20 protein-coding genes are annotated in these 23,646 nt (G+C 73.7%); 14 read left to right on the forward strand and 6 right to left on the reverse strand.

Annotation, left to right across the window (positions count from 1 at the left end):
- Positions 1–75: 75 nt before the first annotated feature.
- From ABEB09_RS02280 to ABEB09_RS02290, 3 genes are all read left to right on the forward strand, one after another.
- Positions 76–1,224, forward strand: coding sequence for a sensor histidine kinase (locus tag ABEB09_RS02280; RefSeq protein ID WP_425580060.1), 1,149 nt, complete (start codon positions 76–78; stop codon positions 1,222–1,224).
- On the forward strand, positions 1,221–1,949 hold the full coding sequence (locus ABEB09_RS02285) for a response regulator (RefSeq protein WP_345686534.1): 729 nt from the start codon (positions 1,221–1,223) through the stop codon (positions 1,947–1,949). Before ABEB09_RS02280 ends, ABEB09_RS02285 begins: the two co-directional genes overlap by 4 nt.
- A gap of 71 nt (positions 1,950–2,020) precedes the next feature.
- Positions 2,021–3,235, forward strand: coding sequence for a serine hydrolase domain-containing protein (locus ABEB09_RS02290; protein WP_345686536.1), 1,215 nt, complete (start codon positions 2,021–2,023; stop codon positions 3,233–3,235).
- Positions 3,236–3,241: 6 nt separating this feature from the next.
- Here the strand turns inward: ABEB09_RS02290 and ABEB09_RS02295 are convergent, their stop codons facing one another.
- Positions 3,242–4,066 carry a hypothetical protein gene (locus ABEB09_RS02295; protein ID WP_345686538.1) on the reverse strand — a complete coding sequence of 275 codons (825 nt, stop codon included), beginning with the start codon at positions 4,064–4,066 and terminating at the stop codon, positions 3,242–3,244.
- Positions 4,067–4,218: 152 nt separating this feature from the next.
- Positions 4,219–4,698 (reverse strand): hypothetical protein, encoded by a 480-nt coding sequence (locus tag ABEB09_RS02300; RefSeq protein WP_345686540.1) that lies wholly within the window; start codon positions 4,696–4,698, stop codon positions 4,219–4,221.
- 308 nt (positions 4,699–5,006) lie between these two features.
- On the opposite strand from ABEB09_RS02300, the gene ABEB09_RS02305 reads away from it, so the two are divergent.
- The 3 genes from ABEB09_RS02305 to ABEB09_RS02315 are packed head-to-tail and all read left to right on the forward strand — an operon-like array spanning position 5,007 to position 8,688.
- The gene (locus ABEB09_RS02305) at positions 5,007–6,563 is read left to right on the forward strand and encodes a uracil-xanthine permease family protein (RefSeq protein WP_345686542.1); all 1,557 of its coding nucleotides are present in this window, start codon (positions 5,007–5,009) and stop codon (positions 6,561–6,563) included.
- The gene (locus ABEB09_RS02310; protein WP_345686544.1) at positions 6,560–7,981 is read left to right on the forward strand and encodes an amidohydrolase family protein; all 1,422 of its coding nucleotides are present in this window, start codon (positions 6,560–6,562) and stop codon (positions 7,979–7,981) included. The genes ABEB09_RS02305 and ABEB09_RS02310 overlap by 4 nt, the downstream gene beginning before the upstream one ends.
- Positions 7,978–8,688, forward strand: a complete 711-nt coding sequence (locus ABEB09_RS02315) for a sulfite exporter TauE/SafE family protein (protein WP_345686546.1) — start codon at positions 7,978–7,980, stop codon at positions 8,686–8,688. Before ABEB09_RS02310 ends, ABEB09_RS02315 begins: the two co-directional genes overlap by 4 nt.
- Here ABEB09_RS02315 and ABEB09_RS02320 read toward each other — a convergent pair.
- From ABEB09_RS02320 to ABEB09_RS02330, 3 genes are all read right to left on the reverse strand, one after another.
- Entirely contained in the window at positions 8,672–9,718 is a 1,047-nt protein-coding gene (locus tag ABEB09_RS02320) for a LacI family DNA-binding transcriptional regulator (RefSeq protein WP_345686548.1), read from the reverse strand. The genes ABEB09_RS02315 and ABEB09_RS02320 overlap by 17 nt on opposite strands.
- A 156-nt stretch (positions 9,719–9,874) precedes the next feature.
- The gene (locus ABEB09_RS02325; protein ID WP_345686550.1) at positions 9,875–10,756 is read right to left on the reverse strand and encodes a thermonuclease family protein; all 882 of its coding nucleotides are present in this window, start codon (positions 10,754–10,756) and stop codon (positions 9,875–9,877) included.
- Positions 10,757–10,846: 90 nt separating this feature from the next.
- Complete coding sequence (locus ABEB09_RS02330; RefSeq protein WP_345686552.1) at positions 10,847–11,569, reverse strand: TetR/AcrR family transcriptional regulator; 723 nt, start codon at positions 11,567–11,569, stop codon at positions 10,847–10,849.
- 102 nt (positions 11,570–11,671) lie between these two features.
- Between ABEB09_RS02330 and ABEB09_RS02335 the strand changes: the two genes are divergently transcribed.
- The 6 genes from ABEB09_RS02335 (at position 11,672) to ABEB09_RS02360 (ending at position 17,071) form a co-directional block, all read left to right on the forward strand.
- Positions 11,672–13,636, forward strand: coding sequence for a tetratricopeptide repeat protein (locus tag ABEB09_RS02335; protein ID WP_345686554.1), 1,965 nt, complete (start codon positions 11,672–11,674; stop codon positions 13,634–13,636).
- A gap of 18 nt (positions 13,637–13,654) precedes the next feature.
- On the forward strand, positions 13,655–15,415 hold the full coding sequence (locus ABEB09_RS02340) for a S8 family peptidase (RefSeq protein WP_345686556.1): 1,761 nt from the start codon (positions 13,655–13,657) through the stop codon (positions 15,413–15,415).
- A 36-nt stretch (positions 15,416–15,451) separates the two neighbouring features.
- Positions 15,452–15,721, forward strand: a complete 270-nt coding sequence (locus ABEB09_RS02345; RefSeq protein ID WP_345686561.1) for a hypothetical protein — start codon at positions 15,452–15,454, stop codon at positions 15,719–15,721.
- A gap of 92 nt (positions 15,722–15,813) precedes the next feature.
- Entirely contained in the window at positions 15,814–16,263 is a 450-nt protein-coding gene (locus ABEB09_RS02350; RefSeq protein ID WP_345686563.1) for an SRPBCC family protein, read from the forward strand.
- An 8-nt stretch (positions 16,264–16,271) separates the two neighbouring features.
- Positions 16,272–16,601: a TfoX/Sxy family protein gene (locus tag ABEB09_RS02355; RefSeq protein WP_345686565.1), complete on the forward strand. Its 330-nt coding sequence runs from the start codon at positions 16,272–16,274 to the stop codon at positions 16,599–16,601.
- A 116-nt stretch (positions 16,602–16,717) separates the two neighbouring features.
- Positions 16,718–17,071, forward strand: coding sequence for a zinc ribbon domain-containing protein YjdM (locus tag ABEB09_RS02360; protein ID WP_345686567.1), 354 nt, complete (start codon positions 16,718–16,720; stop codon positions 17,069–17,071).
- Positions 17,072–17,106: 35 nt separating this feature from the next.
- Here the strand turns inward: ABEB09_RS02360 and ABEB09_RS02365 are convergent, their stop codons facing one another.
- Complete coding sequence (locus ABEB09_RS02365) at positions 17,107–19,572, reverse strand: DUF6185 family protein (protein ID WP_345686569.1); 2,466 nt, start codon at positions 19,570–19,572, stop codon at positions 17,107–17,109.
- Positions 19,573–19,763: 191 nt separating this feature from the next.
- Here ABEB09_RS02365 and ABEB09_RS02370 point away from each other — a divergent pair, with 191 nt between their 5' ends.
- Entirely contained in the window at positions 19,764–21,875 is a 2,112-nt protein-coding gene (locus ABEB09_RS02370; protein WP_345686571.1) for a SpoIIE family protein phosphatase, read from the forward strand.
- A 106-nt stretch (positions 21,876–21,981) separates the two neighbouring features.
- Positions 21,982–23,637: an adenosine deaminase family protein gene (locus ABEB09_RS02375; protein ID WP_345686573.1), complete on the forward strand. Its 1,656-nt coding sequence runs from the start codon at positions 21,982–21,984 to the stop codon at positions 23,635–23,637.
- Positions 23,638–23,646 lie beyond the last annotated feature (9 nt).

Raw genomic sequence — 23,646 nt, forward strand, 5'->3', positions numbered from 1 at the left:
CGGTCACGGGAGGACGGTAACGTGACCGCGGTGAAGCTCTGGAACACTCGTGCGAGGGAGGGCGTGGGCGGCGGCGTGCGGCGGTGGCGGGAGCGCGCCCGGGCGCTGGGCGCGGCCAACCCCCTGACGGTCGACATCGGGATCGCGCTCCTGGTCCAGGCGGCGATCACGATGCCGTTCGTGGTGCCGCGCCCGCCCGGCCTGGAGCCGGCGACGTGGCCCGCGTACGGGCTGATGACGCTCACCGTCGTCCCCCTGGTCTGGCGCCGGCGTGCCCCGGTCGCCGTGCTGCTGGCGATCCTCGCGACCAGCGCGCTGTACAGGCTGGCGCTGGAGGGGCCGGGGCAGCCGCTGCCGTACGCCGGGCTGGTCATCGTGTACACCGTCGCGGCCCTGTCACCGCCGTGGAAACGGCTGGCCACCGGTGTCCTGCTGGTGGTCGCCGTTCCGGTGTCGGTGTGGCTCAACACCCGCTCGTTGCGGGAGCTGACGTTCTCGCTCTTCGTGTTCGCCGCCGCCTACGTGTTCGGCCGGCTGACCGACGCCCGGCAGCGCGCGAACCGGGTCGAGGCCGAGCAGGCCGCCGCGCGCGAACGGGCCAGGATCGCACGGGAGATGCACGACATCCTCTCCCACGCGGTGAGCCTGATGATCGTGCAGGCGGAGGCCGGTCCGGTGGCCGTGCGCACCGCTCCGGAGCGGGCGGAGGCCGCCTTCGACGCGATCTCCGAGACCGGCCGGGAGGCGATGGCCCAGCTCCGCCGCATGCTCGGCGTACTGCGGGAGCAGGACGTGCCGTGCGACGCCCCCCGCGAGCCGCAGCCGGGCCTGGCCGCGCTGCCCGATCTGCTGGACCGGGTGCGGGGCGGCGGGCTCGACGTCGTGTACGGGACGGAGGGGGCCGTGCGGGGGCTGCCGGACGCGGTCGGGGCGACCGCCTTCCGGATCGTCCAGGAGGCGCTGACGAACACGGTGAAGCACGCGTCCGCCCGCACCGCGCACGTGCGACTCGCCCATGGAGGAGGAGCGTTGGACATCCGGGTGACGGACGACGGGCGTGGTCCGCGGCAGGCTCCGGGCAGCGGCGGCCACGGCCTGGTGGGGGTCCGCGAGCGGGCGGCTGCGCACGGGGGCACGGCGGTCACCGGGCCGGGCCCGGACGGCCGGGGGTTCGAAGTACGGGTCCGTATCCCCGTACCGTCCCCGCCGGAGGTGGCGCGTTGACGATCCGTGTGGTGGTGGCGGACGACCAGGAGCTGGTGCGCAGCGGCTTCGCGATGATCCTGGACGTCCAGCCGGACATCGAGGTCGTCGCGGAGGCGGGCGACGGCGCCGAGGCGGTCGAGGCGGTGCGGCGGCACGCTCCGGACGTGGCGCTGCTCGACATCCGGATGCCGCGCGTGGACGGGATCGAGGCGTGCCGCACGATCAGCGCGGAGAGTGCCTGCCGGACGGTGATGCTGACGACGTTCGACTCGGACGAGTACGTCTACGAGGGGCTGCACGCGGGTGCGAGCGGCTTCCTGCTGAAGGACGTGCGGCGGGACGACCTGGTGTACGCGGTGCGGGTGGTGGCACGGGGCGACTCGCTGCTCGCCCCGACCGTGGCGCGGCGCCTGGTGGAGCAGTACACCCGGCCGGCCGGGCGGCCCCGGCGGTCCGATCCCCGTCTGAACGTGCTGACCGGCCGCGAGCGGGAGACGCTGCTGCTGCTCGCAGGGGGGCTGTCGAACGCGGAGATCGCCGCGGAGCTGGTGGTCAGCGAGCACACGGTCAAGACGCACGTGGGCCACGTGCTCGCCAAGCTGGGGCTGAGGGACCGGATCCAGGCGGTGATCTGCGCCTATGAGATGGGCCTGGTCACGGCGGGGGATCCCCCGCCCGGGGGAGGACCCCGGCCCGGTGCCTCCCCCGCGTCGGCGAGGAGCTGGGCCGGGAAGACCGCCTGAGCGGGCGATCCGGGAAAATCCGCTGGTCAGCAGGATGGGGTGAACATCGCTCACCACCTTTGGAGTCGACCATGAGAAGCACCCCGCGCACGCTGCTCGCCGCGGCGCTCGTCCTCGGCGTCACGGCGGGCGCCGCGGCCCTGCCGGCCGCCGCGTCCACCCCGGCCCCCGCCGCGCCCGGCGCGTCCGCCCCGTCCGCCGACGTCTCCGCGCCGCCCTCCTGGAGCGAGACCGTGCGGGGTCTGGAGGCCGCCCTCGCGGGCGTGCCGGCGGCGGACGCGACCGCCGCTCTGGTACGTGTCGGGGGCACCGAGGGCGTGTGGCACGGCAGCTCCGGCGTGCACGACCTGAAGAGCAACCGGCCGGCCGACCCGGGCGCCCGCTTCCGGGCCGGTTCCGTGACCAAGGTCTTCACGGCGGCGGTCGCCCTGCAACTGGCCGGCGAGGGCAGGCTGGACCTGGACCGCAGCGCGCGGTCGTACCTGCCGGAGCTGATCCCGGTGTCGTACGAGAACGTCACCGTCCGGCAGTTGCTCGACCACACGCACGGCATCCCGGCCGCCGACTTCCCCGGGAACACGGTCGAGGAGTGGTACGCCAACCGCTTCGAGATCCATGACCCCGAGGCCACCGTCCGCTCGGCGACGTCGAAGAAGCCCGAGTTCGCCCCGGGCGAGAAGCAGCACTACCTGAACATCGGCTACACGATCGCCGGGCTCCTGATCGAGCGCGTCACGGGTGACTCCTACGAGGACCAGGTCGCCCGCCGGATCCTCCGCCCGCTCGGGCTGCGGGACACCTACCTCCCCGGAACGAACCCGCACATCGCCGGCCGGCACAACCACGGCTACCAGCGGATGACCCTGGACGACGGCACGGTGGGCCTGCGGGACGTGTCGGTGTGGGGGACGACGGACGGCTGGGCGGCCGGGGACATCATCTCGACCACGGCGGACCTGGAGCGGTTCACCCGGGCGCTCTTCGCCGGCCGGGTGGTGCGCGGCCCGCTCCTGGAGGAGATGTTCACGCTGCCGCGGGTGCGGGACGTCAAGACCGGTGCCCCGGCCGCGTACTCCGTCGGCCTGTCGATGAAGAAGCTGGGCGGGCGCGAGGTGTGGGGCAAGACGGGTGGCCGCTGGGGCTACAACGCCGCCATCGCCTCCACCCGCAACGGCTCCCGGACGCTCGTCCACAGCGTCAACTCCACCGACGCCAAGGGCCAGGACACGAGCAAGGTGGCCCTGGACATCATGGTGGCGACCTACGGCAGGCCGTCCGCCTCCTGACCCTCGTCAGGTGCTCGGGCCGACTTCCGCCAGCGACACCGTCACCACCACCGGCACCACCCGCCCCGCCCCGCGCAGGGCGTCGGCGACCATCTCCAGCAGCCACACGGCGAGGTCCGGCGACCACTCCCGGGTGCGGCAGCCGAGCCGCATCGCCTCCCGCATGCCCGCGGTGTGCGGCACACGGCTCAGGTCGAGGTCCAGGCCGGGCAGGCCGCCTCCCGTCAGGGACGGCGAGACCTCCACCGCGCCCTGCGCCATGTCCCGTACGGCCTCGCGGACGGCCGCCGCGTCGTCGTCGCTCACACCCGCGCCCGGGTGGCAGGAGACGGTCACCACCACGTCGTACCGGGCGTCGGGATCCGCGAGGGCGAACCACGGCGCCAGCTCGATCTGGTGGAACGCCGTGTTGCGCTCGGCCGCGTCCAGCGGCAGCAGGGCGTGCAGGCCGGTGAACACCGGCACGCCCACGCGGATCAGGGTCTCGGCCAGCACCAGGGCGATCGGCCGGACGGGCAGACCGGGGCGCGGAGGGTCCGTGAGCACGCCGGCCTGCAGCCAGGCCAGCTGGCGTACCCGCCCGTCCCGGGCCCAGTCCCCGCCGGCCTCCTCGTGCGCCCACGCGGTGGGCTCGTGGTGGGCCGTGACCTCGCCGCCCTCGTTCAGCCAGGTGCTGACGGTCTGCCAGCCGTAGGAGCCGGCCCGCTCGACCGTGAGGGCGAGCAGGTCCTCCTCGATCCGCCCGCCGGGATCCCGCTCGACGACCCGGTCGAGCCAGGGATGTGCGGTGAGCGAGCCGTGAAGGCCGACGATGACGGTGGGGGGAAACACGGGCACTCCAGGAAAGACGGGGAGAAACGGGACGGCGGCGCTGGAAGGGTATCCCTCCGGCGCCGCCGCGCTCAGCTTCCGGTCACCGCTCGGCTTCCGGTCACCGCTCGGCTTCGGTCACCGCTCGGCTTCGGTCACCGCTCGGCTTCCAGTCAGACGCCGCAGTACAGCGTCTGCGGGGTGGTGACCTTCTTGTAGGCGTCGTCCGGGTAGCCGACGAGGTCGACGTCGACGACGCTGCGGAAGGTGTTCTTCGCGATCAGGTTGGTGCACTTCCAGGCGGCCGACGCCCGCTTGCCGCTGCCACCGCCGGAGTAGACCGTCTTCGTTCCCGTGTTGAGCGTCCGCCAGCCGGATCCGCTCTTGACCTGGATCCACACCGTGACCTTCGCCTTGGTCGCCGGTCCGCTCAGCCGCTTCCACCAGCCGTGGGCGTTGACGGTCTTGGCCACCGTGTGCGAGAAGTGCACCAGGTCGCCGCCCATCTGGAAGGCTCCGACACCGGAGCCGGCGCGGGCGGCCGTCTGACTCTGCGCGGCGGTGCCGGCGCCCTGCGCCGGGCTGTTGGTGGCGGCCTGAGCCGGAACCGCGGCACCAGCGGCCAGCAGGGCCGCCAGGGCAACGGAAGCCACACCCGTACGGATACGCACGTGGATTTCCCCCTTGTTGTTCGGTTGTTCTCGGTCGCGAGTCGCGCGGTCACACGACTCGACCGACACCCTATCGACGGATCATCACACCGGTTCTTCGCCCCCCTCTCCCTCAACACCGCCGTGCCCGCGCCTCGTTCTCCGGCCGCCAGAGGCGCCCGTACCCATGTCTTGACGCGCTGGACCGCCCCTCACATACTGGCGGCCAAATCGATTTGGCCGCCTGGTCCGCGCCCCCGTCCCGGGCCCGGCCGCGGCCTGATCCGGAGCGAGCCGAACGGAGCTCGAACGTGCCCAGTCCCCGCCCCACGTCCCGCCCCACGCCCCCGTCCGGGCCGCACACCGCCCCAGCCACCGCGTCCACCGCCACGGCCACCGGCCGCGGGTCCGCGCCCCACCCCGTGGACGAGTCCCGGCCGCTCGGCAGGATCCTGCTCTTCGGCCTGCAGCACGTCCTCGTCATGGCCGCGACCCCCATCTCGGCCGTCTTCCTGATGAGCGCCACGCTGGAACTCGATCCCGGTCTGACGGTCAATCTGCTGTCGGCCGCCTTCGTCCTCTCCGGGGTCGGATCCCTGATCCAGTCCCTCGGGCCCTGGAAGTTCGGGCCCCGGCTGCCGTTCGTCATGCTGCCCGGCGGCGCCCCGCTCATCCTGTTCCTGGCCATCGCCGAACAGCACGGCCTGCGGACCGCGACCGGCGCGGTCATCATCACCGCCGCGTTCTACTTCGTCGTCCTGCCGGTCTTCTCGCGGCTGCTCGCGTTCTTCCCCGCGCTGGTCATCGGCACGATGATCGTCATCGTCGGGGTGAACCTGGTGAAGGTCGGCGCGGTGCTCGTCACCGGCCGCCCCGGCCAGCCCGGCTTCGCCGACCCCGCCAACCTCGTGCTCGGCATGGCGACGATCGGTTTCACCGTCGCGTTCTACCGCCTGTTCACCGGGGTGCTGCGGCAGTTGGCCGTCATGCTGGGCCTCATCGCCGGTACGGTCCTGTCCTTCCTCATCGGCGCGGCCGACTTCGGCGCGGCGGCCGAGGGCGGACTGCTGAGCGTGCCGCGGCCGCTGCCGTTCGGCTCGCCCGAGTTCAACCTGATCGCCGCGCTGCCGCTCATGCTGTACAGCCTCGCCTCCATGGCGGAGGCCACCGGCCAGACCGTCATCAACGCGGAGGCGGTCGGCAAGCGGATCGACCAGCGCCAGGACGTCCCCAGGACCGTACGCGGCGACGCGGCCACGTCCCTGTTCGGCGGCTTCTTCGGGCTGCCGCTCATGGTGACGAGCGGCGAGAACATCGGGATCGTCCGGGTCACCGGCGTACGCAGCAGGTACGTCACGGCGGCCGCCGGTGTCGTCCTGATCGTCATCGGTTTCCTGGCCCCCGTCACCCGGGCGATCAGTGTGGTGCCGTCGGCGGTGGTCGGCGGCACGGCCATGGTCGTCTTCGCCGTGATCACCGTGCTGGGCGTGCAGATGCTGGGCCGGGCCGAACTCGACCGGCACACCAACACGTTCATCTGCGCGGTCGCCATCGCGCTCGGCCTGCTGCCCATCCTCATCCCGGGCGTGTACAGCGGCTTCCCGTCGAACCTGCGGATCCTCCTCGAAAGCGGCGTGGCCGTGGGGGGGTTCGTCGCCGCCGTCCTCAACGTCCTGTTCCACCACGTGGGACGGCGGACCGCACGCGCGAGCTCGACGGGGCACGTACCGGGTCCCGCCGCACCGGGTCCCGCCGTCTCCGGCCCCGTACCCGATTCGGCCCCCACTCCCGCTGCCGCTCCCGATTCCGCTCCCGCACCCGTTCCCTCTGTGGCCGATGCGCCGCACGCGCAGGAAAGTGACCGATGACCGACCATTCCCCCAGCCCCTCCCCCGGCCTCCTCGGGGCCGGCGGCCCGCTGCTGCTCGTCCCCGAGGCCGTGTTCACCCCGGACGGCCCGGTGTCCGGGCGCCTGGCGGTCGTCGTGGCCGACGGCTCGTTCCTCGCCGTGGGGCCGGCCGATGAGGTGGAGCGTACGCATCCGCATCTGACGCCGGTCCGGCTGCCCGGGCACGTGCTGATGCCCGGTTTCGTGGACGCCCACCACCACCTGACGCAGAGCTTCGGCTCGGCCCTGGCCTTCGGGGAGCCGTCGGAGATCTTCCGCCGGGTGTGGGTGCCGCTGGAGACCGCGCTGGACGAGGAGTCCGCGTACGTGGCGGCGAAGCTGGCGGCGCTGGAGTCGCTGCGCGGCGGGTTCACGACCGTCGCCGACGCGGGCACCCGCGCCGCCGTGGACCTGGACGTCGTGGCCTCGGCGACGCGCGACGCCGGTATCCGCTGCGTACTCGGCCTCGTCTGCAACGACGCGGACGGGGGCACGGACACGGACACGCACTCCACCGGGACGCTCGCGAACGCCGAGAAGCACCTCGCCCGTTACGCGGACGACGCCCTGGTCCATCCCTCCCTCGCGGTCTCCGTCCCCGAGGCCGCGACAGCCCGCACCCTGCGCGACACCGCCCGCCTGGCCGCCGAGGCGGGAGCCGTCGTCCAGATCCACGTCAACGAACATCTGGCCGGCGTGGAACGCACCCTGGTCCGGTACGGGCTGCGTCCCCTGGAGTACCTGCACGCCGTCGGCGCCCTGGGCCCGCACCTGCTCGCGGCGCACGCGACCCTGCTCACGCCGCGGGAACTCACGCTGCTCGCCGACAGTGGAGCGGCCGTGAGCTACAACCCCGTGGCCAGCGCGTGGAAGGGCAACGCCGTGGCCCCGGCGACCGCCATGGCGGAGCGCGGCATCCGGTTCGGCCTCGGTACGGACGGGACGCGGGGCGACGGGTTCCGGCTGGCCGACGCGGCCGAGTCCGCGCAGCGGCTGGCGTACGGGCTGGCCATGGGCGACTCCTCGTGCGGTGCGGGCTGGACGTGGCTGGACCACGCCGGGCGGGGCGGTGCCGACGCCGTCGGCCTCGGGGCCCGTACCGGCACGATCGTCGAAGGCGCCGCCGCCGACTTCCTGCTCGTCGACGTGTCGACGCCGGAACTGCGGCTGTCGTGGGACCTGCCCTGGGAGCTGGTACGGCGGGGGAACCGCGACCAGATCACGGCGGTGTTCGTCGGCGGGCGGCTGCGGCTGTGGCGCGGCTGGCCGGCCGACTGGGACGGCCGGGCGCTCGTGGAGCGGGCGGCCACGCTGTCCCGCGAGGTCATGGCGCGGGCGTCCGTGACGCGCGTCCACCCCACGTCCGCGGAGGCACGGCACAGGGGCGCGGGGCGTTGAGTACGGAGGCGCTGGTGCTCCTGGCGGTGACGGTGGCCGTCGCGGCGTTCGTCCAGGGCGCCGGCGGCCTGGGCTTCGCGCTGATCGTCGCGCCGGTGGCCGGGCTGCTCGATCCCGGTCTCGTGCCGGTGTTCGTCCTGGCGTCGATGGTCCCGCTCAACCTGTACGTCGCATGGCGCGAGCGGGCCGCACTGGACCTGCGGGGCGCGGGCTGGATCACGGCGGCGCGGCTGCTGGCGACGCCGGGCGGGCTCGTCCTCCTGTGGGCCGTCCCGGACGGCCGTCTGGGCCTGCTGGTCGGGGCGGCGACCGTGCTGGCCGCGGTCGTGAGCCTGGCCGCGCCCGCCTTCACACCGGGCCGCCGGGCGTACGCGGCCGCCGGGGTGGTCACGGGGCTCACGGAGACCGCGACCGGGGTGGGCGGCCCGCCGCTCGCCCTGGTCTACCAGCACCGCCCGGCGGCGGAGCTGCGTGCGACGGTCGCCGTGTGCTTCCTCGTCGGCGAAGTGGCCTCGCTGGCGCTGCTGTTCGCGACCGGGCGGGGCCGTCCGGAGCAGCTGGGGTGGGCGGTGCTGCTGCTGCCCGCCCTGGCCGCGGGGGCCTGGCTCAGCCGGCTGGTGCACCACCGGCTGGACGCCCGCAGGATGCGGGTGTTCGTGCTGTGCTTCGCCCTGGTCTCGGGGGTGGTGCTCATGCTGGGGGCGTGAGGCGCAGGGACGAGGCCCGGGGGACGACCACGGGTTCGGGCACCGCGGCCGGGGCGGGGGTCGTGGTGCCGTCGCCGCGCAGGCGGGCGAGCAGCAGCTCCACCGCGTCGGCGGCGGCCCGGTCCAGGTGCAGGTCGACGGCGGTGAGCGGCGGTTCGCAGGTCCGGGCGCGCAGTCCGTCGTACCGGGTGACGACCATGACGTCGTCCGGGATGGCGCGTCCGCTGTCCCGGATCGCGCGGACCGCACCGACGGCGAAGGCGTCCACGAGCGCGCAGACGGCGTCGATCTCCGGGTGGCGGGCCAGCAGCGCGGCGCACGTGTCGTAGCCGGCCTGTTCGCCGCCCGCCTCGGGGGCGGTCGCGACGAGGGGGGACCAGCCGTGGGCGGCCGCGGCGCGTTCGAAGGCGGCTCGGGCGTCGACGGCGGAGTGGCGCGCGCCCGCGCCGATGATCAACGCCGGGTGGCGCGCGCCCTGTTCGCGCAGGTGCGCCAGGAGCAGTTCGGCGACGCGGCCGCCGCGCAGATCGACGTACGGGGTGTCGTCGCCGGCCGCCACCGGCCGGCCCAGCGTGACGTAGGGCAGTCCGCGCTCGCGCAGCTGTGCCGACGCCACGTCGTCGGCGTCGGGCTCCACGACGATGGCGCCGTCGATGTCGACGGAGTACAGCGGCGAACCGGACCGCACGGGCGGGACGAGCACGAGCGCGTACCCGTGGACGAGCGCGCGCTCGGCTGCCGCCGCGGCCACCTCCATGTAGAAGCCGAGCCGGGAGGGACCTCCGGCCACGGCGAAGGGCATCGACGAGGCCAGCGCGATGGCCTTGGCCTCGCCCCGGCGCAGCCGCTGGGCCCGGAGGTTCGGCCGGTACCCGAGGTCGGCGGCCACCTTCTTGATGCGCTCGCGGGTGCGCGGGTCGACCTTCCCGAGCCCGTTCAGCGCGTGCGAGACGGTCGTCCGCGACACCCCCGCGGCCTGGGCCACATCGGCGATGGTGGGCGGCCGGGCGCCGGAACCGGAAGGGGACATCGGGGGCTGCTCTCCTCGCTCACCGCACGGGGCACGGATGGACCCCCACGCTCACCGCACAGGGGACACGGACGACCCCCACATCTTCGCCGACCGACCGGGCCCACCGGAAGGCGGGACGTCCCGGCCCCGGGGAGGGAGCCCCGTGGCTCCCCGTCAGCCGCTCTCGCACCCGACGCCGTCGCCGTCACGGTCGAGGCGGTGCGGGTCGTACGAGCCGACCCACACGGGCCCGTCGAGATCGCCGCAGTCGAGGTCGGGCCCGGGGGCGGGCCCCGGGGGCAGACCAGCGGGATTGCCCGGCACGGGCTCCGGTTCCGAGGGCACGGCAGGGGGCGCGGCCGGGGCAGCACAGGCCGACCACAGGCCCGCGTCCGCCTCCCTGGCGACGGCCTCGGCCTTCGACAGCGCGGCCCATCGGGCGTCGTTGGGCGGGAAGAGCACGGCCTCGGCGTGACCGGTCCGCACCAGCGACTCGTTCACGAACACGTTCTTGTCGTTCCAGACGTAGAGCAGGTAGCGGTCGTACGGGTCCTTGAGGTCGACGTCCCGCTCGGCGCGCAGGGCGCTGCCGGGCGGCAGCAGCGCCGCGAGCCGCGCGGTGGCCTCGGCCCCGTGGCAGGCACCCGCCTCGGGCGCGTCGACCGCGATGAGCCGCACCCGCGCTGTCGTGTCACCGGGCAGGACGCGCCCGTCACCCCGCACATCGAGGGTGTCACCATCGACGATGCGCACGACGACGAGCTCGGCGGCGGGGGCCGGGGCCGCGGGCTGCCGTGCCGAAGACGTCGTGGGCGGCGGGGAGGAGGACGTCCGGGCCGGCGGGGGCTGTGGGGGCGGCGACTGCGGCTGCGCGGGGGCTGAGGTGCGCTCGGCCGGTTCGGGGTCGGCGAGGAGGCCGATGGCGCCGGCGCCTCCGATGAGGCCGAGGGAGACGAGGGCGGCGATCAGCCACGAGCGGCGCCGGGGCGGTGTCCCGCGGGGCTGGTCAGCCGTCCCGCGCCGCGAGGCTGCCGGGTCGTGGTGGGGCGGGGTCACGATGACCTCCACGCTGAGGTCGGAGAAGACCAGTTCAACACCGTCACAACCATCCGGCAAGAGCCGCCCGCCGACGACGGCTGCCCCGTGTCACTCCCCGTCGCCCGCCCCCAGGCCGTTCAGCAACGCGTCCACGCCGGCCGTCAGTTGTTCCTCGTGGCCGCGTTCGGCGAGGCGGGGGCCCGCCGCCCGGAGCATGGGGAAGTCCTTGGCCGGCAGGCGGTGCAGGCCCAGGCGGAAGGCCGGGTCGGGCTCGTCGGGGTCGTCGACCACCTCGCGCAGGTCGATGACGATGTAGCCGAGGACCCACGAGATGAAGGCCCGGTACGTCCGGAGTGCCGCCCGCTCCTCCACGCCCGCGGCGTGGAGCAGCGTCAGCAGGCGCTCGTGGACGCGCAGCACCGCGGGGGGCCGGCGCGTCAGAGGGACCGTCAAGGGGCGTGTCGCGCAGAGGGAGACGACGTTCGGGTGGGCCTCCGCCACGCGGTACATCTCGGACGCCAGGCCGTGGAGCGCGCGTCGCAGGTCCGTCCTGGCGAGGTGGCCGGGGGTCGGGCCGGCGACGGCGGGGTGCCCGGCGTCCGCCAGACGCTCCTCCAGCTCCAGGAAGAGCGTCTCGACGAGCCCGTCGAGCAGGTCGTCCTTGCTCGGCGTGTACCGGTACAGCGCCATGGTCTCGACGCCGAGCTCCTCCGCGACGCGCCGCATGCTGACGGCGGGCAGCCCCTCCCCGTCCGCCACGGCCAGCGCGGCGCGCAGGACGCGTTCACGGCTCAGACGCGCACGGCCCGCTCCCGGTGATCCGTCACTCATGATCATGTTCCGATCTTGACGACTTCCACCCGAAAGAGAAAAATCTACGACATAAACGGATGAAACAAGCATATGCCGCATACGTGGGGTGGAGGTCCGGCCATGGACCCCTCCTGGTGGATACCGACTTTCCTGTACGTCGTCCTCGGCTCAGCAGCCGTGCTGTTCTTCGCCGCCACCGCGATCAGCCGGTGGGCGAGCCGGCTGCTCCTGGCGGTCACCCTGGTCGTCTGGGCCCTGATCGCCGGGCAGGTGTCCGAGGCGTCCGGGGGCCGCCCCGGCGGGGCGACGGTCGACGTCTCCGCCGTGGACGGAGTGGCGGTGACGGTGGGCTGTCTCGTGGACCACGGGGTGTTGTGCCTGGGGCCCCGGGACGAGTTGGGCTTCCCGTTCTCTCCCGGCTTCGTGACGTGGATCCTCCTCGGCTCCCTCCTCGTCGGCTTCGTGCGCCTCCTGGAACTCCGCAACGCCCGTGGTGAACCCGTCTCCATCGAGGTGGACGACCTGTCCTACGCCAATCCCGGCAGCGCCACGGACAGCCCGGGCACCGCGGGGCGCGATGCCGCCACGTGCACCGCGCGGATGCGCACCATCCTGTCCACGCAGGTGCAGACACCACCGCCCCTGCCCGGTGGGGAGCCGACGCTCAGCCTGCCCACCGTGCTCTACGAGGCGAAGCCCAAGGACGCGGACGTCGTCACCAAGCTCCTGGCGTACGGCTGGCAGCTGGCGTTCCCGCGCCGCGGGTGGCGGCTCACGGGCCATGTCCAGCGGTCCGACGGGGGCTTCGGCGTCACCGTCAACATCACGGAGAAGTCGAGGGCCCGCAGCGTCCTGCAGGACACGTACTGGGCGGACTCCGAGGAGGAGGCCGTGTACAAGGCGGCGTACACGGTGGCCCAGCTCGCGATCGAGAACAGCGTGGGGATTCCCCGCTGGACCAAGTGGCACGCCAAGAACGGCCGGGGACTGCGCCACTACCGGGACGGCGCCGATCTCCTGCGCAACGGCGGCAAGCCCAGGAAGGCGGAGCGGCAGTTCGCGTCGGCCGTGCGTCTGGACCCGGCCAACGGGCTGGCCCGCTCCGAGCTGGCCCTGCTGAGGGAGCGCCGCAGCCCGGAGGAATACCTCATCGCCCTGGAGATGTACCTGGGTCTCGCCCAGGAGTACCCGGAGATGATCCAGCCGAGGTACCGGGCCGGTGTCGTCCTCGATCTGGTCGACGAGTGGCTGGACGTCTGGATGAACGAACCGACCTGGCGGAACCGCCTCCAGAAGGCCCTGGCCGGCGCCCGTCTCGTACCCGCCTCCGAAGCACCACCGCCGCCCGAACGCCGCCCCGCCCGCTACTACTTCCTGCGTCTCTCCGGCGTCGAGCTCACCGGACTGTCCGAGGACCTGCGGTACCGCAGGCTGCTCCGGGCATGGTCGAGGAGGGAGGGCCGCGACCTCTATCGCGAGATGATCAGGCCACTCGGGACCCTGCGCCCCCGGTCACGGGCCGCCGTCGAGGCCGCCATCCTCTCGCAGCGCCTCCACGTCCTGCTCAGCAGCTGGGACAGCCTGCCCACCCTCCCGGAGCTGCGAAGGGCCGATCCCGGCTTCGAGCGGGACGAGCTCCGGCTGCGGAACCTCTCCGGGCACGCCAACGGCCTCCGGTCCCTCGTCCGCGCGGCGAGCGGCACGGGCTCGCCGAGACTCACGACGGGGGGCGGTGAGGCGCTGGGCCGGATCCAGATCGCCGGGCTGGCCCGGTACAACGCCGCCTGCTTCTACGCCCGCCTGATCGGCCCGGGCGACGGCACGGACTGGGCCGACCGCACGGAGGAGGCCGCCCGGCTGTCACTCGACCACCTCGCGGCGTCGGTGCAGGAGTCGGAACTCCTGGACAACTGGCTGGACCACCTGAGTGACGATCCGGACCTCGGCCATCTGCAGCGTCATCCGGTCTTCCGCGACTGGACGCTGACACGGCACACGGTGGTGCCCCCGGGCACGGACGAGGACGAGGACGCGGACAAGGACAAGGCCCTGGACGCAGCCGCCCCGGCTGCGCACGAAGAGTGAGAGGGAGAGGAATCAGTCATGGCGATCGACAAGCTGGCGCCGCCACTCGCCGCGGCGTACGCGCGCTACCTGGAGGAAGACCGCCGGCGCGCCCCGCTCAGGAGGCCCGCCCGAATGATGGGGATCGTCTCCGTCGACCAGCGCGCCAAGCCCGTGCGCGTGGTCGTCTCGGTGGAGTGCGACCCCGATATGCCGCTGGACGAGATACGCGACGAGGACATCGAGGTCAACGAGGGCGGCCGGCGGGTGCACACGGCGATCGTGCCGCTCGACGCGCTGGAGCGGCTGTCCGACCGGCCCGGCGTCCGCCGGATCGTCCCGGCCGCGCAGCTCCGCCCGTACCTCGACCGCGCGCAGGTCAGTACCGGCGTACCGACGTTCCGCAACCGCACCGGACTCACCGGCCGCGGCGTACTCGTCGGGGTGGTGGACACGGGCATCGACCCACGGCACGCGGCCTTCCAGGGGCGTATCGAGCGCATCTGGGACCAGACGGTGCTCGGGGGCGACGGCGTGCCGGAGGGCCGTTACGGAGCCGAGTTCACCACGACGTCACCGACGGCGAACCCGCTGTCCCGTGACACGGACGGGCACGGGACGCACGTCGCGGGCATCGCGGCGGGCACCGAGGGCCTCGCCCCCGAGGCGCGGATCGTGGCGGTCAAGACCGACTTCCAGGACGCGCACATCATCGACGGCTTCCAGTACGTCTTCCGCCTGGCCCGCGAACTCGGCATGCCCGCGGTGGTCAACCTCAGCCTGGGCGGCCACGCCGACGCGCACGACGGCACGGACGTCATGTCCCTCGGCATCGAGGACGAGGTCGGCCCGGGGCGCGTCGTGTGCTGCGCGGCGGGCAACGAGGGCGACGACGACATCCACGCGCGCCTCGTGGTCCCCGAGGGCGGCGTCCGCTCCGTTCCCTGCCACCCGGGCCGGGTCGGCGGCGCCCTGGACCTGTTCTGGCTGAACGGCTGGTATCCCGGGTCCGACCGGCTGGAGGTCGCCGTGGTCTCGCCGTCGGGCGACACCACCGGGTTCCAGCCCGTACGGCCGTCGGACGAGCCGACCGTCGACCACCGCCTGGTCGACGGCACCGTGCAGATCGTCACGCCCGGCCCCGACCGGGAGAACGGCGACCACAACTTCTTCGTGACCGTCGAGCCGGCGCCCACCCGGTTCGCCCGTCGGGCCCCCTGGCGTCTCGTGCTCCGCGGTGACCGGGTCAGCGGCCCGGGCAGCACGGCGCACGTGTGGATGCTGGGCCGTGCGGACGCCGACCCGCAGCCCCAGTTCAGCGGGCCGGCGGTGCAGGACGCGTTCAAGATCGGCTCTCCGGGGGCGGCCACGTCGGCGATCACCGTCGCGGCCTCGACGACGCGTACGGAATGGCGCGACGTGGACGGCAGGCAGCGCCGTGCTCCCGCTCTGGTGATCGACGACATCGCGAGCTTCAGCAGCGAGGGGCCCCGCCGGGACGACGTGCAGAAGCCGGATCTCGCCGCACCAGGGGCGATGATCGTCTCCGCGCTGTCGCGCGACGCCTTCGACATGGAGAGGCACTTCATCATCGACAACAGCCACGCAGTGCTCCAGGGCACGAGCATGGCGTGCCCGTTCGTCGCGGGCCTGTGCGCGCTGCTGCTCCAGGGCGACCCGGGCGCGGACCCCGGCAAGATCCTCACCACGCTCGCGGAGACGGCGACCATCCCCGGCGCAGCACCGGGGGCGTTCGACCCCAAGTGGGGTCGCGGCCTCGTGGACGCGGCGCGGCTGTGAATGCCGGCCGGTCGGCGCTCTGTGACAATCGGTGACGTGGACTACGGAAAGCTCGACGCCTCCCTCGCGGCCGCCGTGAACGCCGCCGGCAGTGACCCGGAGGCCCGGAACCTTCTGGTGATGGTCCTCCTGGAGCAGGCGCCCACGGAGGCGCAGCGGGAGGTGTTGCGCGGCGCCGGCCTGGACGCGCCGAATCCGGACCGCAGAATCGTCACCGGCGCCCTCTCCCGCCGCGGCGTCGAGGAACTGTCCCACGAGCCATGGGTCCGCTCACTGGCCCTGTCGTCGACCCGCCGCCCCAGCTGACGGCCGCAGGGCCGCATCGGGCGGCGGGACAGCCGGGCCGGGGCTTCGGCGGACGGCGCGCGGTGGCGGCGCCGGGCGGTGAGGCTGGGCGTATGACGATCGACGTGACCGCGCAGCGCGCCATCCCCGTGCCGCCCGAGGAGGTCGCCGCGTACGCCATGGACTGGCGGCACGACGCCGAGTGGACCCAGGGCATCCGCACGGCGGAGCTCACGAAGGAGGCGCCCGGGGGCGGCTTCGGCGCGGGCGCCGAGGTCACCCGTACGGCCTACTTCCTGGGCCGCCGCATCGACTACGTGCTGCGCGTGGCGGCCCATGAACCCCCGCGGCTCCTGGACATGGTGTCCGTGGCGGGTCCGATGCCCATGCACGTCACGTACAGCTTCGAGCCCGCGCCGGGCGGGACCCTGGCGCGGATCCGGGTCCGGGGCGGCGGCGGCGGTTTCTACCGGCTGGCCGGACCCTTCCTGGCACGAAAGGTGCGCGGCAATCTCGACAAGGACCTGCGCGACCTCGAAGCCCGGCTCACCGGACGGGAGTGATACGGATCATGGCGTACGACGAGGGTCTGGCGGAGCGGATCCGCGAGCGGCTGGGCACGGGCCCGGACGTCTCCGAGAAGCACATGTTCGGCGGGGCCGCCTTCCTGTGCCGGGGGAACATGGCGGTGGGCGTCGTCGGTGACGACCTGATCGTCCGCGTCGGCCCGGAGGCGACGGAGGAGGCGCTGGCGCGGCCGGGCGCCCGGGTCTTCGACATGACGGGCCGCCCCATGCGCGGCTGGGTGGTCGTCGCCGGGACGGCGGTCGGCGAGGACGAGGCGCTGGCGGACTGGCTCGACGAGGGCTGGGCCTTCGCAGCGGGCCTGCCGCCCAAGTGACCGTCCCGCAGGGCCCTCGGGGCCCCCAGGCCGAGACATTGCCGCCGTTCGGCACTGCGCCGGCGGGCCAGGACGGACGGACCGGCCGCGGTCGGCACCGGCCATAGACTGCATGGGTGAACGAGAACCTGCCCCCCTGCCCCGAATGCTCCGGCGCCTACACCTACGAGATGGGTGCGCTCCTGGTCTGCCCGGAATGCGGGCACGAGTGGTCACCCGCGGCTGCCGAGCCCGCGGGGGACCCGGGCGACAAGGTGATCAGGGACGCCGTCGGCAACGTACTCGCCGACGGCGACACCGTGACCGTGGTCAAGACCCTGAAGGTCAAGGGCAGCCCGACGGGTATCAAGGCGGGCACCAAGGTGCGGGGCATCCGTCTCGTCGACGGCGTCGACGGTCATGACATCGACTGCAAGGTCGACGGATTCGGCGCCATGCAGCTGAAGTCCAGCGTGGTGAAGAAGGCCTGACCGGCACGGGCGCGGTGGGCCGGACCACCGGGCCCTCACGGCTGGAACTTGACCGGTGGCTCCCCCGGCCCCCCGGCATCGGTGACGAACTGCCAGATGGTGATGGCCGCCACCACTTGGGCGATGAGGTACGCCGTCTGAAGGGCGAGGTACCGCATCTGGTAGACGGACAGCAGCAGGCTGAGCCGTGAGGGCCAGTAGCGTCGTTCGCCGCGGAAGGTCTCCAGGTCCATGGCGAGCGCCGTCAGCGTCAGGATCAGCAGCGTCAGGGAGACGTCCAGCGCCGCGTCGCCGTGGCTCTCGTCGGTGAGGACGACGCCCGGCGCTGCCAGCCCCGTGGGCAGCGCGTACGCCGCCGTGAAGCCGAAGGCGCGAGCGGGTCCGCGACGCCCGGGAAGCAGCCGCCACAGGGCTCCCAGCAGGAAACCGGCGCCCATCCACGCCAGCTCCCAGTGCACCAGCGTGAGCGCGGTCTCCGCCGCGCCCCACGTCGTCTGCTCCCACGAGCCGTCCCGGATCCAGTTGTGCCAGGTCATCAACGCGCTGGCGGGTGCGGCGAGGACACCGGCGTAGGTGGCGGCCCGGCAGCCGTTCTCCCACCAGGTGGCGCGCGGTCCCCACGCCAGGGCGACGTCCACGACGGTCACGTGGGACGGCAGCCGATCGGGGGCCGGCCCGGTGGTACGGCGGGGGATCCGCCACCGGTGGAGGCCGTGCAGCCGGCGCTCCACCGCGGCACGGGTCACCGCCGTCTCGTCGGACTGGCCGTGGTCCAGCCGGCGCAGGGTGGCGTGCAGCTCCCGGTACCGCCTGGCGCGGTGGAGGAAGTCGGCGCGGTGCTCCTCGCCGAAGAGTTCCCGCAGCGGCAGCCCGGACACTTCCATACGCTCCGCGAGTGTCGACCGGCGGCGGCCGACCAGCAGGAGGAGCTGGACCGCGGCGATGTCGAGGACGATCCCCAGCCAGTCGAGCGCGCTGTTGTTGAGGTAATAGGGCACGGCGGGCGTGATGAAGACGGTGTGGAGCAGCAGCATCAGGAGCACGTCGGGCGCGGCCGGGACGGCGTGCCGGGCTTGTGGCACGGTGCCCCGCGCCCGCAGCAGGGCCAGGATGGCCAGCGCGGTCAGGAAGAAGTCGTAGCCGAGCACCCACTGGGCGCTCTCGGCCGCCAGCTCTCGCAGCTCCGTCATGAGGTGGTCCCTGTGCCGCGTGGCGTACTCCGCGGCGGCTCGGTCGCTGAGCCAGGACACACGCTGCCACTGGCGCTCGGACAGCCACAGGTGTACGCCGACGAGCGCGACCCCCATCGCCACGGACACCGGGGCCAGCACGGGCAGGCCGAGCCGTCGGCGCGGCGCCAGCAGACGCCGGCCCCACGCGAGGAAACCGCAGAGCAGGGCCGACAGGGCGAGCGCGTTCACGGCGGCGAGAGTCACGGTGGAGGTGGGGAGGAGGGACAGGGCGACGGCCCCGGCCCCGAGGATCCCGGTCACCGCCACCACGGACGGTCCCCGGCGGCACACGACGGCCATGGCGACGGCCACCACCGCCGAGACGACGACGTCCGGGAGGGCCCCCTGGGTGCGGGGGCCGAACTGGATCCCGGCCACCGTGGCGAGGGCCAGACTGAGCCACACCCAGTTGGCCAGCCGCCGGGCGGCACGGTCCTCCTCGGGTGAGGCCGGCCGGCCCACCGGCTGTTCCCGGGCCGAACGGGCGGCCTTGGTGGCGATGAGAACCACCCCGTACATCCAGAGGAAGGCACCGACGGCGCCGACGTTGCCCATGTCACGGCCGTCGCGTGCCGCCCACGCCCGCTGCCAGGGCGGTGCGGTCCGTACCTGGATCTCCGGAACCGGTCGTGCCGTCTTCGTGGTCGACGGCTTCCACACCAGGGCGTGGGTGCCCCGGCCCGCCGACGGCTCGGGCCGTGCCCACTCGGCGCCCGGCACACCGGGGTCGATCTCGATGGTGCCCCACCGGGCGGACCGCAGCGCGGCGGGCGGCGTGAAGCGGATGGTCCAGCGCGTGAGCCCGGTTTCGATCCGCCAGGGCCCCAGGGCCACGTGGCGTTCGTCGACCCAGGCGTGCGCCTCCATCCGGACGCGTAACTCGGCGCCGTCGGAGGTGATCCGGGGGGACGCCTCCCGCCATTCGTCCGGCTGGTGCCGCTGCGAACCGGCCTTCTCCTGCACCAGGCAGCGCAGGGCATGGCGATAGGCGTCGCTGTCCTCGCTCAGCAGGAGCTTGGGGGCCAGCGGCCACGACGTGGGCACACGCAGGGTCACCACGCTCTCGGCCTTGCTGTGCGTACGTCCGTGATGGGCCACGCGCAGTGACGCGGAGACGCGCGCCGAGGCGAGCCGGTGAACGGCGCAGTCGTCGTCCGGGGCCGGGGACCGGGCGCCGGGGGCGCCGAAGGCCGCCGCCGGTGCCGTGATCCAGGCGACCAGGGTCAGCAGCGTCACGCATGTCAGCCGCACCACGAAGACCAGTCGCATGCTCCCACCCCGTTCCGCCTGCTTCCCGCCCCCCTCTGTCATGCCACCGGGATGTCCGTCCCATTCCCTGGCGACTTCCACGGCGACGGCATCCGGCGGCCTGGCCGTCCCCTGATGCCGGTGGACAGCGGACGGCGAGGCGCGCGCCGGCCCGAGGAGCGGGGCGGTGGCGCCGGGGCGACCATGGGGGTGTGGAGGATGCGCAGTCGGAGCCGACCGCCGCGCCGTTTCCGCTCGAGGCGACACCGGTGGAGGAGCTGATCAGCGGCGCCGCGCAGGACGCGGGCGGCTGGCTGGGCGCCCTGCCGGTGGCGCAGGTGGCCACCAGCGCGGACGGAACGGTCGTGCGGTGGAACCGGGCCGCCGCCGAGCTGCTCGGCTACGGCCCGCAGGAGGTTATCGGACGGCACATCGCCGAGCTGCTGCACCCGGGTGCGGACCGGAGCCTCGGCCGGTCGCTGTGGGAGGCCGCGGTCGGCGGGCGCGGGGTGATGGGCACGGTCACGGCCTGGCACCACGACGGCCACCCCGTGGAGCTGGAGATCTGGGCGAGCCCCGTGCTCGACCGGCACGACGACACCTCCGCGATCCTGGTGTTCGCCGCCGAGGCGCACGCCACGCGCCGTATCCGCGGCGCGTCCGCCGTGTGGGACGGGCTGTTCGCCCGCTCCCCCGTCGGCATCGGCGTCCTGGACACGCAGCTGCGGTTCCTCAGGGTCAACCCCGCCCTGGAACAGATGAACGGCCTGTCCGAGTCGACGCACATCGGCCGCCGCCTGTCCCAGCTGCTGCCCGAGGTGAACGCCGAGGAGATGGAGGAGGCGATGCGGCAGGTCCTGGACCGGGGGGAGCCGGTCCTGGACCGCCGCCGGGTGGGGCGTACGCCGGCCGACCCGGAACACGACCGGGTGTGGTCGTGCTCGTACGTACGGGTCGAGGACCCCGGCGGCCGGCCGATCGGCGTCATCGCCTCCCTGCTCGACATCACCGAGCAGCAGCGCGCCCACACCGAGGCCGAGGCGGGCCGGCGCAGGCTCGCGCTGCTCAGCGAGGCGTCCATACGGGTCGGCTCCAGCCTGGACCTGGAGCGCACCGCCCAGGAACTCGCCGACCTGGCCGCCCCTGGCCTCGCCGACGCGGTCACCGTCGACGTCCTGGACTCCCTCGCGCGCGGTGACGAACCCGGCATGGGGCTGGTCGGCGGGGTCGCCCTGCGCCGCCTGGGCAAGGCCCCGCTGACGGGTTCCGAGGTCACCGACGTCCTCGCCCCGCTCGGCCGCACCCTCGACTTCCCGGCGTCCGCCCCGTACACCCAGGCGCTCGCCGGGCGCCGGCCCTTCCTGCTGGCCCACCTCGACGAGAAGGCCATCGCGCCCGCCGCCCGCCACACCAACAGGCCCGCGCAGCTGCTGCGCCTGGGGGTGCACTCGTTCATGATGGCGCCGCTGGTCGCCCGGGACCTGGTGCTGGGCGTGGCCACCTTCTACCGCACGCGGCCGGTCGGGCCCTTCACCTCCGACGACGTGGTCCTGGCCGGGGAACTCACCGCCCGTGCCGCGCTCAGCATCGACAACGCCCGCCTCTACCACCGGGAGCACGAGACCGCGCTCACCCTGCAGCGCAGCATGCTGCCGCAGCACATCACCCCGCCGCCCGGGATCGAGGTCGCCCACCGCTACCTGCCCGCCAGCGACGTCAACGAGGTCGGCGGCGACTGGTACGACGTCCTGCACCTGCCGGGTGACCGGGCCGCTCTCCTCATCGGCGACGTCATGGGCCACGGCACGCGGGCCGCGGCGGTCATGGGACGGCTGTCCGCCAGCGTCCGGGCACTGGCCCGGCTCGACCTGGAGCCGGTGGACCTGCTGTACCAGCTGGAGGCGGCACTCGACGATCTGGCCGAGCCGATGCTCGCCACCTTCCTGTACACCGTGATCGACCCGGCGACCGGGCGCTGCCGTATGACCCGCGCCGGTCACCCGCCGCCCGCCACCATCGGTTCCGACGGTGCCGTCCATGTCATCGAACTGCCGCCGGGCGCCCCGCTGGGGGTCGGCGGGACCCGCTTCACGACCGTCGAGACCACCCTGGAGCCGGGCGGCGTCCTGGTGCTGTACACCGACGGGCTCATCGAGTCCCGCGGCAGCGACATCGACGAACGCCTCGCCGAGCTCACCCACTTGCTCGCCCAGCCCCACGCCTCCCTGACGGGCCTGTGCGACGACCTGCTCACCCACCTCGTCCCGGGCTCGGCCGACGACGACATCGCCCTGCTGGTCGCCCGCATCCCCGAGGAGGAGTAACCGGCCGGGGGCGCGGGGCGCCGCAGGACGGCCCGGTCGGGTGATGGGACCCGTACACGCCGCCGGGTTACCCGGGAGGGCGCGGGCGGCTGATGATCATGCCGTCATGACCTCTCGACGTTCCGGGCCGGCGCGCCCTTTCAGGTTCCTGGCCGCCGCATGCCTGTGCCCCTTGCTGGCCGCGTCCTTGTCGGCCGCCCACTCGGCCTCGGCCCACTCCGCATCGGCCCACTCCGCATCGAACCACTCGATTTCGGCGCGGTCCGCGTCGGCGGGGGCGGCGGGCGCGCCGCGTCCGCCGGCCGTGGGCGAGCGGGGCGCGGCGGCCCATCTGCACGCCGTCCGGAACGACCCCCGGCTGCTGCGGCGCTTCTTCGAGCGGCTGCCCAAGGGCGGTGAGCTGCACAACCACCTGTCGGGCGCGGTGTCGACGGAGTACCTGATCGAGCTGGCCGCCGAGGACGGGCTGTGCGTCGAGACCTCGACCATGACCGCCGTGGAGCCGCCGTGCGGCCCGGGCAGGCGTCGCGCCGCGGACGCCCGTACGGACAGGGCGTTCCACGACGCGCTGGTACGGGCGTGGTCCATGCAGGACTTCCCCGCCGGCGGCAACGGACACGACCACTTCTTCGCCACCTTCGGCAAGTTCGGCGCGGTGACCTGGCGGCACCCCGGCAAGCTGCTCGCCGAGGTCGCCGACGACGTGGTCCGGCAGAACCAGTTCTACCTGGAGACCATGGCGACCCCGGCGTCCGGCTCCGCGAGGAGGCTCGCCGACGAGGTCGGCTGGGACGCCGACCTCGGCCGGCTGCACGGCAGGCTCACGGCGGGCGGCGGCCTGGACCGTGTCGTGGCGGAGGCCCGCGGCGAGGCCGACGCCGCCGAGCGGGAGTTCCGCGCCGCCGCCCGCTGCGGCACGCCGGAGGCCCGGCCCGGCTGCGCCCTGCCCGTACGGTGGATCGCGCAGGTGTCACGCGGCGGTTCGCCCGAGCGCGTGTTCACGCAGATGGCCCTCGGCATGCGGCTGGCCGAACGGGACCCGAGGTTCGTCGCGGTCAACCTCGTGCAGCCGGAGGACGGCGAGACCGCGCTGGCCGACTACCGCCTGCACATGCGCATGCTGGCCCACCTGCGCGGCGTGTACCCGCGCGCCCACCTCACCCTCCACGCCGGCGAGCTGTGGCCGGGCCTGGTCAAGCCGGAGCACCTGGCCTTCCACATCGGCGAGGCCGTGGACGTCGCCGGCGCCGAACGCATCGGCCACGGCGTCGACCTCGTCCACGAGGACGGCTGGCAGCGGACCGTCCGCACCATGGCGGCCCGCGAGATCGCCGTCGAGGTGCCGTTCACGAGCAACGCCCAGATCCTCGGCGTCAAGGGTGACGACCACCCCTTCGCGACCTACCGCCGCTACGGCGTGCCGGTCGTCCTGGCCACCGACGACCCGGGGGTGTCCCGTATCGACATCACCCACGAGTACCAGTACGCGGCCCGGACCTACGGCCTGTCGTACCCCGAGCTGAAGGACCTCGCCCGCGCCTCCCTGGAGTACGCCTTCCTCCCCGGCGACAGCCTGTGGCACGGCAACCCGACCCGGTCCGGCTACCACCTCGCCGCCGCCTGCCGCGGTGAGCGCCCCGGCGTGACCACGCCCGGTCCGCTGTGCCGCAACCTGCTCCGCTCGAGCGCCAAGGCGGCGGTGCAGTGGCGCCAGGAGGTCGCGTTCCACGCCTTCGAGCGCGGTTTCGGCGCCCCCCGCTGATCCGCGCGT

Origin of the sequence: Streptomyces coeruleoprunus, from assembly GCF_039542925.1 — a bacterium.
GTDB classification, from domain to species: domain Bacteria; phylum Actinomycetota; class Actinomycetes; order Streptomycetales; family Streptomycetaceae; genus Streptomyces; species Streptomyces coeruleoprunus.